This is a genomic window from Gordonia sp. McavH-238-E, assembly GCF_022348225.1.
Taxonomy (GTDB): Bacteria; Actinomycetota; Actinomycetes; order Mycobacteriales; family Mycobacteriaceae; genus Gordonia; species Gordonia terrae.
The window spans coordinates 1-13,710 of the sequence record NZ_JAKRFE010000011.1; the positions used below are offsets into that span (position 1 = coordinate 1).

Sequence of the window (13,710 nt, forward strand, 5' to 3'; positions counted from 1 at the left end):
CGGCACAATGAGCCAACACCAGCCCGATACAGCCAGGGCGGTAACCAGCGGGAGAGCCAGATGCCTGGTGCTCAGAACCCAACCACCACCGAAGTGGCTAAACAACAGTGACACTGAAACCAGCGGGGGTTGTCGCCAGGTGGTTTCGACTCGGCGCCTCGCTTCGCTCGGGGCCGGCTCAACCAGCAGTGGGGGGCTTCCGGGTCAACCGGCGCGGGTGGCGTCGGACACCGGCGTGATCGGCAGACGCAGCGCGCCGGGGGCGTGTGCGGGGACGGTCGGACGGTGGGGTTCCACCGGCTCGACGGGACGGTACGACGCTCCGAGCTCGGGGCGCGGGTCGGCCTCCCCGGCGTTGGGCCACATGGCGAGCGCGCGCTCCGCCTGTGCGGTGATCGTGAGCGAGGGATTGACGCCGAGGTTGGCCGAGACGGTCGCGCCGTCGACGATGTGCAGGCCCGGGTGATCGAACACCCGGTGGTAGGGGTCCACCACGCCGTCCAGTGCCGACCGTCCGATCGCGCAACCGCCCAGGAAGTGAGCGGTCATCGGGATGTTGAACAGGTCGACGATGGAACCGCCTGCGTCGCCGTCGATCTCGCGTGCGACAGCCCGGACCGCGTCGTGTCCCTCCGGGATCCACGTGGGTGGTGGATCGCCGTCGCCCTGCCTGCTTCGCAGCATCGGGCCGAAACGGCCTCGCCGGGAGAACAGTTCGAGTGAGTTGTCGGCAGTCTGCATGACGAGCGCGATGATGGTGCGCTCCGACCAGCGCCGTACGGAGAGGCCGCGCATCGTGATCACCGGGTGGCGGACCATCTCGATCAGTGCCTGCAGCAGCCGCGGCAGCGGACCACCACCGTCGACGAGAATCGCCTGCAACAATCCGATCAGGTTGCTGCCCTTGCCGTATCGCACCGGCTCGATGTGCGTGTGCTCGTTGGGATGGAACGACGACGTGATCGCCACACCCTCGGTGTAGTCGGTCTCGAGGTCGCGCGCTGTGGCGGCCAGTACCGCCTCGGAGTTGGTGCGGACCACCTTGCCCAGGCGCGACGACAGCCCGGGCAGGTGTCCGCCCTGCTGCATGTCCAGCAGGAGCTTGTTGGTGCCGTACGTGCCGGCGGCGAACACCACGTGATCGGCGGTGAACGTGCGGCGCCCGCGGCGCGACCAGCGGCGGCCCGACCGGTGCGCCTCCACGACGTATCCGTCGCCCGAACGGGGACGGACGGTGTCGACGGTCGTCATCGGGATGATGTCCGCGCCGGCCTGCTCGGCCAGGTACAGATAGTTCTTGACGAGCGTGTTCTTCGCCCCCACCGGGCATCCCGTCATACATGCGCCGCAGTCGGTGCAACCGGTGCGTGCCGGACCGGCGCCGCCGAAGAAGGGGTCCTCGACGGTCTTGCCGGCCTCCCCGAAGAACACGCCGACGGGGGTGTGGACAAAGGTGTCGCCGACCCCCATCTCCTCGGCGACCTTGCGGATCACGCGGTCGGCCGGCGTCACCTTCGGGTACGTGGTCACACCGAGCATTCGCGACGCCTGATCGTAGTACGGGTCGAGCTCGGACGCCCAGTCGGTGATCGACCCCCAGTGCGGGTCGTCGAAGAAGGCGGGCAGCGGCCGGTACAGGGTGTTCGCGTAGTTCAGCGATCCGCCTCCGACGCCGGCACCGGCCATCACGAGCACGTCGCGCAGCAGGTGCATGCGCTGTACGCCGAACAGTCCCAGCGCGGGCGCCCAGACGTAGTCCTTGAGGCGCCAGCTCGTCTTGGGCAGGTCGCCGTCGGAGAAACGCCGTCCGGACTCGACAACCGCGACCCGGTAGCCCTTTTCGGTGAGACGCAGGGCCGCAACCGAACCGCCGAAACCGGAGCCGATGACGATGGCGTCGTAATGGTCTGGGGTCGAACTCACGGTGCGACGGTCCTCTCGGTGTCGGGTTCGGTTGCGTCGGTGGCGGCCGCGGGTGGGATCGCGGCGTCGAATCGGTGATCGGCCGGGTCGAACGACGACATCATCCGGCGGAAGTCGCTCGTGAACTTCGGCCACATCACCGAGTTGCGTCCGGTGGAGTCGAGATACCAGCTCGAGCATCCGCCCGAATTCCACACGGTGCGTTCGAGTTCGGGATCGAGGTCGGCGTTGTACCGGTCCTGGGCGGTGTCGGTGACCTCGAAGGTCGACCGGCCACTCCGCGACAGCTCGGAGAGCGCCTTGCTCATGTAGTACGCCTGCGGCTCCAGCATCAGCACGATCGAGCTGTGACCCAGATTGGTGTTGGGGCCGTACAGGAAGAACAGGTTGGGGAAGCCGTGGATCTCGACCCCGCGGTAGGCGCGCGGCGAACCCGCCCACGCCTGGGCCAGGGTGCGTCCGTCGCGTCCGGTGATCGCCGACGCGATGGGCGGTTCGGTGGGGGTGAACCCGGTGGCGAACACGACCGTGTCGACCTCGTGTTCGCGGCCCTGGTCGTCGACGGCGCCGCGCGCGGTGAGGCGGGTGATCGCGCCGGTCACGGTGGCATTGTCGCGCTGCAATGCGGGGAACCATTTGTTGGTCAACAGCATCCGTTTGCAGCCGATGGTGTAGTCGGGGGTGAGCCGACGGCGCAGGTCGCGGTCACGGACCTGGATCCGCAGCTGCGCCAGCGCGATGGTCTTGGCGATCGGGAGCAGTTTGGGGTTGCGGGCCATCATCAGGACGTAGGCCTCGCGATAGGTCCACACCATCCGCCGGACGAGCCGGTGGACACCGGGGACGCGGCGATAGAGTGCGCGTTCGAGGGAGCCGATGGTGCGGTCCAGACGCGGCACGACCCAAGCGGGAGTGCGCTGGAAGACCGTGAGATGTCCGACCTCGTCGACGATCTCGGGCACGATCTGGATCGCCGACGCGCCGGTGCCGACGATCGCGACGCGACGTCCGCGGAGGTCGTGGGAGTGGTCCCACTGAGCGGAGTGGAACACGGTGCCGGTGAACTCATCGGCTCCGGCGACCGGTGGCAGACCCGGCTCGGACAGCGCACCAGGCGCGGCGACCAGGTAGCGGCAGCGGATCTCGCCATCCGTCGTGACCACGACCCATTCCTGCGCCGCGCCGTCCCAGTGAGCCGAGGTGAGTGCGCAGTTGTAACGGATCTGGTCGGCGAAATCGGCTGCGACCGAACGCAGATACTGGTGGATCTCGTGGCGGCGACCGTAGGTGTTGGACCAGTCCGGGTTGGGGGCGAAGGACAGGGAGTACAGCGACGTCGGGACGTCGCAGGCCGCGCCCGGGTAGTCGTTCTCGCGCCAGACCCCACCCGCGCCGTCGCCACGTTCGATGGCCAGCGTCTGCAGCTGCGGATGATCCGTGCGAAGACGATGCAGGGCGGCGAGACCGCCGAACCCGACGCCGACGACGAGGACGTCCACGCGCCGGGGCAGCGTGTTCTGCTGCGGGAGAGTCGGACTGGGTTCAGTCATGGGTCAGGAGTTCCTTCCATACGGGCAGGAGGTGGTCGAGCAGCGCGCGGTCGGCGTCGGGTGAGCGCAGGATGCGCGACACCGCCAGTCCGCGTGCGAGTTCGATGGAGAGTTCGAGCTCCGCGGCGGTGTACCGGTCGCCGAACAACTCGGCACAACCGACGGCGAGTGCGTCGGACACCTGCTGTTCGAGCGGGATGATCGCGGTTCGCAATCCGACGTCGCAGCGGGCGGCGACCCACAGCTCGAGAGCGGCGTCGAACAGCGGGCCGCTGAACGCCTCGATGAGTATCTCGAGTCCCTCGTCACCCGTCCGGGGCCGCGACAGGATCTCCGCCAGCCGACGCTCGACCAGGTGTCCGACCGCGGCGACCACCAGTGATTCCCGGGTGGGGAAGTGATGCAGTAGAGCGCCGCGGGAGATACCTGCCCGGCGGTTGACCTCCTGCGTCGTGGTGGCGGCGTAGCCGACGTCGACCAGGGCGTCGACGGTCGCGTCGAGGATGAGCGCACGCGTGGTCGCGGTGCGTTCGGCCTGCGTGCGTCGGCGCGGGGCTCGGGTGGGCTCGGTCACATCGACGACGATAGCACAAACAGTCCGGACTGCTTGTAAGTTCCGGGGATCATCCACCGCACGCCGCATGCGATGTCGTGATTGTCCACTCCGTACGATGACCGGGACGCAAGGGAACCCGGTGCGAATCCGGGGCTGTCCCGCAACTGTGACCCGACCTCGATCGGGAAGCCAGATCGCTTGCGTCTTCGCGACCCACGAGGATGGACATGAAAAATTCAAGATCGACAGCTGCGCACGCAGCTCCCGAATTCACCCGGCGCCGGCTGCTACGCGGAGCCGGTGGGATCGCCGGCCTCGCCGGTCTCGGCGCGGTGGGCCTGCTCTCCGGTTGTGCCGACCGGCCGAGCCCGGCAGGCGCGCCGAGCGGCGGTACCCCGGTCCCCGGCGGCACGTTGCGCGTCGTCTTCGCGGGCACCTCGGCGACCGCCGATGTCCTCGACCCGCACGTCGTCGGCCACTCGGCGGGTGGCGCACTGTCCAAGGCGGTGTGGGATCACCTCGTCGACTACAACAACGACCTCACCCTCGACTATCGGCTCGCCGAGTCCCTGGAGCCCAACGCCGACGGCTCGCAGTGGCGGATGGCGCTGCGCCGGGGCGTCGAGTTCAGTGACGGTTCGCCGTTCACGTCTCGCGATGTCATGTGGAGTCTCGAGCGCATGCTCGACGAGGAGAAGCCGTCGGCCGGTGACCTCGACATCATCGACCTGTCCCGCACCAGGCCCGACGGCGATCACGCCGTCGTGGTGTCGATGAGAGAACCCGTCGCCGACTTCGGTTCGGTGCTGGCCGGTTGGTACGTCTACGTGATCAAGGACGGTACGTCGGAGTTCACGCCGTCGTCGCTTCCCGTGGGGACCGGCCCGTTCGTTCTGGAGTCGTGGTCGCCGGGCGACCGGTCGGTGTTGACCCGCAACGAGAACCATTGGGATCAGCGGCCGCACCTCGACGGGCTGGAGATCCTCCAGGTCGCCGAAGCCGACGCCAGATTCAACGCATTCGGCTCGCAGGAGGCCGACGTCGTCTACGAACTCTCGCCGGCGCAGGGCAACATCCTGCGATCGCAGTCCGACGTCTACCTCGTGACGCCGCCGGTGGGCACGATGAGCTCGTTCACGATGCGTACCGACCTCGCGCCGTTCGACGATCCGCGAGTACGCGAGGCCCTCAAGCTGTCGGTGGACCGGCAGGCGATGGTCGACAAGGTGTATTACGGGTTCGCCGAGGTCGGCAACGACCTGTACGGCAAGGGCGCACCGTTCTACGCCGACATGCCGCAACGCGCGTATGACCCGGAACGAGCTCGCCGCCTGCTCCGAGAGGCGGGCAAGGAGAACCTCGTCGTCACCCTGCACACCGCGGACGTCAGTCCCGGCCAGTTGGCCTCGGCGACCCTCTTCGCCGAGCAGGCCAAGGCCGCCGGGATCACCGTGAACCTCGCCGTCGAGCCGGGCGACACCTACTTCTCCCAGGTCGTCGGGTCCAAGCCCCTCACCCAGTCCGGTTGGTGGAACTACAGTCTGGACTACTTCTACGGGCAGACCCTCACCTCGGACGCCCCGGCCAACGCGACCGCCTGGCGTCGTCCTGCGTGGGATGCCACCTTCGCCCAGGCTCGCGCCGAGATGGACCCGGCTCGCCGTGGTGAGTTGTACCGGGAACTGCAGGACGAACTCTGGAACGACAGCGGTTACCTCATCCACAGTTTCGCCCTGCAGCCGACGGGCGTCCGCAACACCGTGCAGGGCATCACCGACGGGGTGCCCGGCACCGGGCAGTGGGCCTCCTTCACGGGCACCTGGCTCCAGCAGCGCTAGGGGACTCGTCGTGTTGCGGTATGTCGCGGGCCGGTTGGCCGGGGCGTTGGCCGCGCTCGCTGTCGTTGCGGTGTCGATCTTCGTGCTCTTCGAACTGCTCCCGGGTGATGCCGCCACGACCCGGTTGTCGAGAGGGGCCGCGGGCCAACCGGATCCGGCTCAGGTGGCCGCTCTGCGCGCGGAGCTGGGTCTCGATCGTCCGGCAGTCGTACGGTTCGTCGACTGGGCACGCGGTTTCCTCACCGGGGACCTCGGCGTGTCGCAACTCTCGGGCCGTCCGGTCGCCGAGATCCTCGACGGGCGACTCGCGAACTCGGTGATCCTCGCGATCGTCACCGTCGTCGTCCTGGTCCCGGCGGCGCTGGCGATCGGCGTCGCCGCCGGCGCACGGCCGGGTTCGCGCTGGGACCGGTTGCTCAGTACTGCGGCGCTCGCGGCGGAATCCGTCCCCGCGTTCGTGGTCGGTGTCGTACTGATTGCCTGGGTGGCGATCGGGATGGGGGTGCTGCCCGCGGTGTCGCTCGTACCGACGGGCACATCGGCGCTCGACCGTCCGGAGGTGCTGGTGCTACCGGTGCTGTGCCTGCTCATCGGGCTGGCGCCGCATCCGGTGCGACTCGTCCGCGCCCAGATGGCGGAAGTGATGCGCGCGCCGTACATCTCGGCGGCGCGGGCGAACGGGGTCGGCGAATTCCGGCTCGTCGTGCGTCATGCGGCGCCCAACGCGATCTCCGCGTCGGTGCAACCGCTGGCGGGAGCCGTCGTCGGGCTCGTCGGCGGTATCGCGGTCATCGAGGTCGTGTTCGCGTACCCGGGTGTGGCGCACGAACTCCTGCGGGCCATCTCCGGACGCGATCTGATCTTCGTGCAGTCGGTGGCGGTGCTGTTGGCCGCGTACGGGCTGCTCGTGTATCTCCTCGCCGACCTCGTGGCGCTCGGCTCGTCGACGGCCGCACGGGGTGTCATCGGACGCGGCCGGTCATGAGCACGCGCTGTCGACGGCTCGTCGGCCCCGCCGCGGTGTTGGGCGTCCTCGTGATCGTCATCGTCCTCGGGCCGTTCGTCGCACCGTTCTCGCCGACCGCGATCGCCTCGGTACCGTTCGAGACACCGTCGTCGAACCATTGGCTCGGAACCGATTTCGTCGGACGCGACGTCCTGTCGCGAGTCCTGCACGGTGGTCACCGGCTGGTGTTGATGACCGCGGTCGCGTTGTCGGTGTCGTACGTGGTCGGCGTTCTCCTCGGAGTCACCGCGGGAATGTCACGCCGGCTCGACGGCTGGGTGATGCGCCCGGTCGACGCTATCACCGTCCTGCCATGGTTCCTCCTGCTCGTGGTCATCGCGACGACGATGGGGAAGGGCCCGGTCGCGGTGTGCCTCACCGTCGGAGTCGCGACGGTGCCATGGGTGGCGAAGATCGTGCGGACGGCGACGATCGAACTCATGGACGCGGGTTTCGTCGAAGCCGCGATCGCCCGCGGCGAGACACTGCGATGGATCGCGGTGGCCCAGGTACTGCCGAACCTGCGGCCGGTGTTGCTGGCCGACGCCGGGATACGGGTCTCGGGAACCATCGCGCTCGTCACCGCGGGCAGCTTCCTCGGTCTCGGAGTGACTCAGCCACAGCCGGACTGGGCATTGATGGTCACCGAGAACAAGGGCGGGATGGCGTTGACCCCCTGGCCGGTCGTCGTGCCTGCCGTATGCATCGCAGCGCTGGTCGTGGCGGTGAACCTGCTCGTCGACCGATTGTCCGAACCTCCCGAGCCCTCACCTCGTGGTCCGCGACAACGTGTCCGGCGGCCGCTGGACCGTCCGGATGCCACCGCCGGGAACCCGATATCGGTGTCGGCGCTCACGGTGGCGGCACCGGATGGCACCCCGCTCGTCGCGATCGACGCCCTCGAGGTCCGCCGTGGCGAGACCCTGGCCGTCGTCGGGCCCTCCGGTGCCGGAAAGACCACGACGGCACTCGCTCTCGTCGACGCGCTGCCACCCGGATTCGTCACCGCCGGGACCGTGCGTGTGCAGGCTCCCGCCGACGGCGGTCGACGGCTCGGATACGTACCGCAGGACCCCGGTACCTCGCTCAACCCGTCCATGCGGATCGGTTCGGCCCTCCGAGAAGTCCGACGCGCCCACCGGTCGCGTCGTGCCCGGGACATCCATATCCTGCTCGCCGAACTGGGCTTGCCGACGGACCGCGAGTTCCTCCGCAGGTATCCGGCGCAGCTGTCCGGCGGCCAGCAACAACGGGTTCTCCTCGCGATCGCCCTCCTCGGCTCCCCGGGCGTGCTCGTCCTCGACGAGCCGACGAGCGGTCTGGACGCGGCCACGGCGGACGAACTGGTCGGGGTGTTGGACCGTCTCCGCAGTGGACGCACGGTCATCGTCATCACCCATGACCTGCACCGTATCTCGCGTATCGTCGATCGAGTCGTGATGCTCGACGGCGGGCGGATCACCGGCGAGTGCCAGGCCGACGAGTTGCCTGCATCGCATGTTCCGGCGGCGGTGGCGCCCGCGGCCCGATTCGTCGACGACGCGAGCCCACGCGTCGTCGTGCGCGGCATCACGGCAGACCATGGCCGCGCCACCGTGCTGCACGACGTCTCGTTCGAGATCGGGCGGGGCGAGTGTCTGGCGATCGTCGGACGTTCGGGCGCCGGAAAGTCGACGCTCGCGCGGTGTCTGGCGGGTTTGCATCCCCCGACCGACGGTGAGCTGCTGCTCGACGGCGCGCGCCTGGCGTCGACCGCCCGTGACCGCAGCATCGATCAGCGGCGCGCGATCAGCATGGTCTACCAGAATCCGCGACGCAGCCTGGACCCCCGGCGGACGGTCGGCCGGGAACTGCGCCGGGTACTCCGGGTGTTGCGCGGACTCGACGGCGTTGCCGCGGACCGCGAGATCGCGTCATTGCTGGCGGCGGTCCACCTCGGCCCGGAGATGCTCGATCGCCGCCCCGGCGAGTTGTCCGGCGGCCAGATCCAGCGCGTGGCGATCGCACGGGCACTCGCCGGCGGTCCGGACGTCCTGATCTGCGATGAGATCACGTCGTCGCTGGACGAGGTGGCCGCGGATGCGGTCCTGAGGATCCTCGAGGAACTCCGGGCGACGGGAACCTCGATGCTGCTGATCTCCCACGATGCGCAGACCGTGCGGCGGATGGCCGATCAGGTCCGGACGATGATCGACGGCCGCGTAAGTTGGACGGCATGCGATTCGGACTCTTCATTCCGCAGGGCTGGCGTCTAGATCTCGTGGGTGTGGACCCCGCGGACCAGTGGGGGGTGATGTCCTCGGTCGCCGACCGCGCCGAGTCGGGCGGATGGGACTCGGTCTGGGTCTACGACCACTTCCACACCGTGCCGCTGCCGACGGACGAGGCCACCCACGAGGCCTGGACCCTGGTGGCCGCACTGGCCGCAACCACCAGCCGCGTGGAGATCGGCCAGATGTGCACCGCGATGAGTTACCGCAACCCGATGTACCTGGCCAAGGTCGCCGCCACCGCCGACCTGATCTCCGGGGGCCGCGTGCAGATGGGAATCGGCGGCGGTTGGTACGAACACGAATGGCGCGCATACGGATACGGATTCCCGTCGGCGGGCGAGCGCCTCGCGCGGCTCGACGAGGGCGTGCAGATCATGAAACAGGCCTGGGAACAGGGCCGCGCGACGCTCGACGGCAAGCACTACACCGTCGACGACGCCATCTGCGCCCCGCAGCCCACGGCCGGACGGCTGCCGCTGTGGATCGCCGGCGGCGGGGAGAAGAAGACGCTGCGGATCGCGGCGAAGTACGCGGACTACACCAACTTCGACGGCACACCCGACGGATTCGTGCACAAATCGGCAGTGCTGCAACAGCATTGCGCCGACCTCGGACGCGACTTCGAGGCGATCACCCGCTCGGCCAACTACAACATCATGCTCGGCGAGACCGAAGCCGAGGTGGAACGCAAGCTCGCCGACCTCGAAGCCCGGCTCAGCAAGACGGTCGGGCCTGACGCGGCTGCCGGCAGCATGGGCGCGTTCCGCGGTATGCCCGGCGTCGGCACCCCGGAACAGGTCGCGGAGAACCTCCGCGGCCTCGCCGATGCCGGTCTGGCATACGGGATCTGTTACTTCCCGAACATCGCCGTCGACCGCGAGGACCTCGAGTTGTTCGAGGAGCGAGTGGTTCCGGCGCTGCGCTGAGTGGCTTCGGTCGCCTGGTGGTTTCGACTCGGCGCCTCGCTTCGCTCGGTGCCGGCTCAACCAGCGGGGGTGGGGCCCGCTCGATCAGCGAAAGATCAGAGCCGCCGAAGTCGTTCGGCGGCCTCGGCGATGACCTCGTCGCGTTTGGCGAAGGCGAACCGGAGCAGGTGGTGCCAGGGTTCGCGGTCGTCGGTGAAGACGCTCACCGGCACCGCGGCGACGCCGATGCGCTCCGGCAACGACCGGCAGAACTCGATGCCGTCGTCGACGCCGAGCGGCCGTGGGTCGGCGCAGACGAAATATGTTGCTTCGCTTCGGTGTACGGCGAAGCCCGCGTCGGTCAGGGCGGTCGAGATCAGGTCGCGTTTAGCCTGTAGTGCGAGAGCTGACTCGCGTACCCAACCCATCTCATGTTCCAGGGCGTGCGCGACCGCGGGCTGGAACGGTCCGGAGCCCACGTAGGACATGTACTGCTTCGCCGTCCGTGCCGCGGCGATCAGTTCGGGCGGCCCACTCACCCAGCCGACCTTCCAGCCGGTGCAGTTGAAGGTCTTCGCAGCGCTGGAGATCCGCAACGTCCGTTCCCGCATACCCGGCAGCGTCGCCAGCGGGGTGTGGGTCCGTCCGTCGAAGACGAGGTGTTCGTAGACCTCGTCGGTGACGGCGACGACGTCGTGTTCGACGCAGAGTCGGGCGATCTCGGCGAGGTCGCCAGGCGACAGGACGGTCCCCGTCGGGTTGTGCGGGCTGTTGACCAGCACCATCGATGTCTTCGGCCCGAAGGCCGCGGCGAGCCGTTCGCGGTCCAGGCGGAAGCCGTCGCCGTCGGGTACCAGCGGTACGACGCGTCGCACGCCGCCGGCCATCGCGACGGTGGCGGCATAGGCGTCGTAGTACGGCTCGATCATGATCACCTCGTCACCCGGTTCCACCAGGCCGACGACCGCACCCGCGATCGCCTCGGTCGCGCCGACCGTGATCAGCACCTCGCGATCCGGGTCGTAATCCAGCCCGTACAGGTCGTGCTGCGTTCGCGCGACCGCGCGCCGCAACTCCGGCACCCCGATACCCGGCGGGTACTGATTGCGTCCGTCGGTGATGGCCTGGCGCGCGGCGTCGAGCATCGACGCCGGCCCGTCGGTGTCCGGGAAGCCCTGGCCGAGGTTCACGGCGTCGTGGTCGACCGCCAGCGCCGACATCTCGGCGAAGATCGTCGTGGCGAATGGACGGAGCCTGCAGGTTGTCCTGTCCTCGAATGACATGGATCCCACAGTGGCACAGGTCCACTGTGTGCGGACACCGGACCTCGTCCGAATGACGGGGTCGACGACCCCGCCGGGGCGTACGATCCGTGCATGAAAAACCCAGCAGAGGTGAAGAAGCCCGCCGGACGGGTTCGGGTGCTGGCGGCGATCGCGGGGTGCGCTGCACTGTTCGCCGTGGCGGCCTGTTCGTCGGTCGAGCGCGTCACGAACAACGTCTCCGAGCCCTCGGACGTCGCGATCGGGGAGTGCGTGGAGGTCCGCGAAGCCGACGGTAGCTCCACCGTGGAGGCGACGAAGACCGATTGTGACGGTGACGGAATGACATTCGTCGCCACCCAGGTGATCCCCGGCGAATGCGGCGAATTCGAGAACTACCTGACCTTCCCGGAGACCTCCGACAAGCTGTGCCTGATGCCGAACTTCGCCGACGGCCAGTGCTACCAGATCCCACAGTCGGCGGGCGGGTCGCTGGTCGACTTCGCGAAGATCGACTGCGCGGGCACCGCGGAATCCGGATCGGCGATCTACCGCGTCGACGCCAGCGGTGACGGCTCGCTGGAGTGCACCGAAGATCAGCTCAAGGCCACGTACGAGGTGCCCGAACCACGCGCGTTCTGCATGACCTCGGTGGGAGACGCCTGACGCGCGAGGAGGGGCGATGCCGCGCAATCCAGGCGAGCACTTCGCCGGCTACACCATCATCCGACTCGTCGGCCGCGGTGGGATGGGCGAGATCTATCTCGCGAGACACCCGCACCTGCCGCGGAACGAGGCGCTGAAGGTACTGCCCGCCGAACTCAGCCGCGACCCGATGTACCGGCAGCGGTTCGTCAAAGAGGCCGAGCACGCCTCGAGCGTCGTCCACCCGTCGATCGTGACGATCTTCAACTCCGGCGAGTACGACGGCCACCTGTGGATCGCGATGGAGTACATCGACGGCATCGACGCGCTGCGACTGCTCCGCCAGACCCCACAGGGTCTCGACACCCCGACCGTGATCGCCATCGTGCGCGCCGTCGGTGCCGCGCTTGACCGTGCGCACGCGACGGGACTCCTGCATCGCGACGTCAAACCGGCCAACATCCTGCTGCAGGGCGTGGGCGGCCCGGAGCCGCGAGTCCTGCTCGCGGACTTCGGGATCGCCAAGTCCGAGCAGGACGTCAGCCATCTCACGTCGACGAATGTCTTCCTCGGCACGGTCGCCTACGCCGCCCCCGAGCAGCTGCTCGGCGATCCGGTGGACGCGCGTGCGGACCAATACGCGCTTGCGGCCACCGTCTTCGAACTCCTCACCGGCCGGCCGCCGTTCCAGGGCGCCGGCACCGCGTCGATCATCGCCGGCCACCTGCAGTCGATGCCGCCGCGCCCGTCGACGCTGCGACCGGGCATCTCCGGCAGCGTCGACCCGGTGTTCGGCCGCGCCCTCGCGAAGGAGCCCGACCGCAGGTACGGATCCTGCCGCGAGTTCGCCGCCGAGCTCGAACGCGCGCTCGCGGCACCACCGCTGTCGAAGGAGCCGACGGTGCGTGCGCCGACTCCCGCGCCGCCGGTTTCGGTGACCCCGCCCGCCCCGGTGGGTCCGGTTTCCTATCCGCAAGGGCCGCAGCAGCATTCGCCGTATCAGTCGCAACCGGGGACCTATCCCGGTGGGTTCGCCTCGCAGGGCGGCTACCCCTCGCAGGGCGGGTACGCGCCGCCACCGCCGAAGAAGCGGTCCGGCCTGCTGATCGCCCTCGGCTCGCTCGCGGTGATCCTCGTCCTCGCGATCGCCGCCGGGGTCGTGTACGTCGCGACACAGGTGTCGAGTGCACCGACCGCGGGCGGCACCTCGACGTCGCGCTCGACCCCGGTCGCCGGGCCGGAGACCACGACCTCCGCCGCCGGCACCTCCGCTCCTCGCACCACCGACTCCTCGACGCCGGCCGTGAACGGACCGGGGGACGTCCAGGTCGGCGAATGCGTCGGCATCGCCACCGATTCCGGGTCGTCGACGAGTGTGAATGCCTCCAAGGTCGACTGCGACTCCGCCGGTCTCAATTTCTACGCCGCGTCGAAGATCGCCGCGTCCACGTCGTGCGCGAGCCCACAGAATTCGACGCTCACGTTCCCGGACAGCACGGACAAGCTCTGTCTCACACCGAATTTCTACGAGGACCTCTGCTACCTGGTCCCGCTCTCGGGTGGCTCGCTCGCCGACTACCGGGAGGCCCCGTGCGCGAGCTCGGCGACGGCGCAGACGGTCCTCGCGCGTGTCACCACGCGGTCGGACGCAACCGTGACCTGCTCCGGCGACGAGACCAAGTGGGTCTTCTTCGAACCGGAGTCGATCGGGTACTGCCTCATCGAGACCTGAGGCCGCAGGGAGCGGAGGGG

The 13,710-nt window shown here is 68.8% G+C and carries 10 protein-coding genes and 1 riboswitch; of the genes, 6 read left to right on the plus strand and 4 right to left on the minus strand.

Going from position 1 to position 13,710, the window contains the following annotated elements:
• Nucleotides 1–204: 204 nt before the first annotated feature.
• The 3 genes from MHN80_RS17450 to MHN80_RS17460 are packed head-to-tail and all read right to left on the minus strand — an operon-like array spanning nucleotide 205 to nucleotide 4,047.
• Nucleotides 205–1,923: a GMC family oxidoreductase N-terminal domain-containing protein gene (locus MHN80_RS17450; protein WP_239402788.1), complete on the minus strand. Its 1,719-nt coding sequence runs from the start codon at nucleotides 1,921–1,923 to the stop codon at nucleotides 205–207.
• Nucleotides 1,920–3,473, minus strand: coding sequence for an NAD(P)/FAD-dependent oxidoreductase (locus MHN80_RS17455; protein WP_239402789.1), 1,554 nt, complete (start codon nucleotides 3,471–3,473; stop codon nucleotides 1,920–1,922). The genes MHN80_RS17450 and MHN80_RS17455 overlap by 4 nt, the downstream gene beginning before the upstream one ends.
• Complete coding sequence (locus MHN80_RS17460; RefSeq protein WP_064572139.1) at nucleotides 3,466–4,047, minus strand: TetR/AcrR family transcriptional regulator; 582 nt, start codon at nucleotides 4,045–4,047, stop codon at nucleotides 3,466–3,468. The genes MHN80_RS17455 and MHN80_RS17460 overlap by 8 nt, the downstream gene beginning before the upstream one ends.
• Before the next feature lie 62 nt (nucleotides 4,048–4,109).
• Nucleotides 4,110–4,246, plus strand: a riboswitch (cobalamin riboswitch).
• A gap of 10 nt (nucleotides 4,247–4,256) precedes the next feature.
• Here MHN80_RS17460 and MHN80_RS17465 point away from each other — a divergent pair.
• Genes MHN80_RS17465 through MHN80_RS17480 form a run of 4 tightly spaced genes read left to right on the plus strand, consistent with a single transcriptional unit; the run spans nucleotide 4,257 to nucleotide 10,072 of the window.
• Nucleotides 4,257–5,867: an ABC transporter substrate-binding protein gene (locus MHN80_RS17465; protein ID WP_239402790.1), complete on the plus strand. Its 1,611-nt coding sequence runs from the start codon at nucleotides 4,257–4,259 to the stop codon at nucleotides 5,865–5,867.
• A 10-nt stretch (nucleotides 5,868–5,877) separates the two neighbouring features.
• Nucleotides 5,878–6,852 carry an ABC transporter permease gene (locus MHN80_RS17470; RefSeq protein ID WP_239402791.1) on the plus strand — a complete coding sequence of 325 codons (975 nt, stop codon included), beginning with the start codon at nucleotides 5,878–5,880 and terminating at the stop codon, nucleotides 6,850–6,852.
• On the plus strand, nucleotides 6,849–9,128 hold the full coding sequence (locus MHN80_RS17475) for an ATP-binding cassette domain-containing protein (RefSeq protein ID WP_239402792.1): 2,280 nt from the start codon (nucleotides 6,849–6,851) through the stop codon (nucleotides 9,126–9,128). The genes MHN80_RS17470 and MHN80_RS17475 overlap by 4 nt, the downstream gene beginning before the upstream one ends.
• Nucleotides 9,089–10,072 (plus strand): LLM class F420-dependent oxidoreductase, encoded by a 984-nt coding sequence (locus MHN80_RS17480; protein ID WP_239402793.1) that lies wholly within the window; start codon nucleotides 9,089–9,091, stop codon nucleotides 10,070–10,072. The genes MHN80_RS17475 and MHN80_RS17480 overlap by 40 nt, the downstream gene beginning before the upstream one ends.
• Nucleotides 10,073–10,167: 95 nt before the next feature.
• Here MHN80_RS17480 and MHN80_RS17485 read toward each other — a convergent pair whose 3' ends face one another.
• Nucleotides 10,168–11,334 carry a pyridoxal phosphate-dependent aminotransferase gene (locus MHN80_RS17485; protein ID WP_239402794.1) on the minus strand — a complete coding sequence of 389 codons (1,167 nt, stop codon included), beginning with the start codon at nucleotides 11,332–11,334 and terminating at the stop codon, nucleotides 10,168–10,170.
• Between the two features lie 93 nt (nucleotides 11,335–11,427).
• Here MHN80_RS17485 and MHN80_RS17490 point away from each other — a divergent pair, with 93 nt between their 5' ends.
• Entirely contained in the window at nucleotides 11,428–11,979 is a 552-nt protein-coding gene (locus MHN80_RS17490) for a pyridine nucleotide-disulfide oxidoreductase (protein ID WP_239402795.1), read from the plus strand.
• Nucleotides 11,980–11,995: 16 nt separating this feature from the next.
• Complete coding sequence (locus MHN80_RS17495; protein ID WP_239402796.1) at nucleotides 11,996–13,690, plus strand: protein kinase; 1,695 nt, start codon at nucleotides 11,996–11,998, stop codon at nucleotides 13,688–13,690.
• The last annotated feature ends 20 nt before the right edge of the window (nucleotides 13,691–13,710 follow it).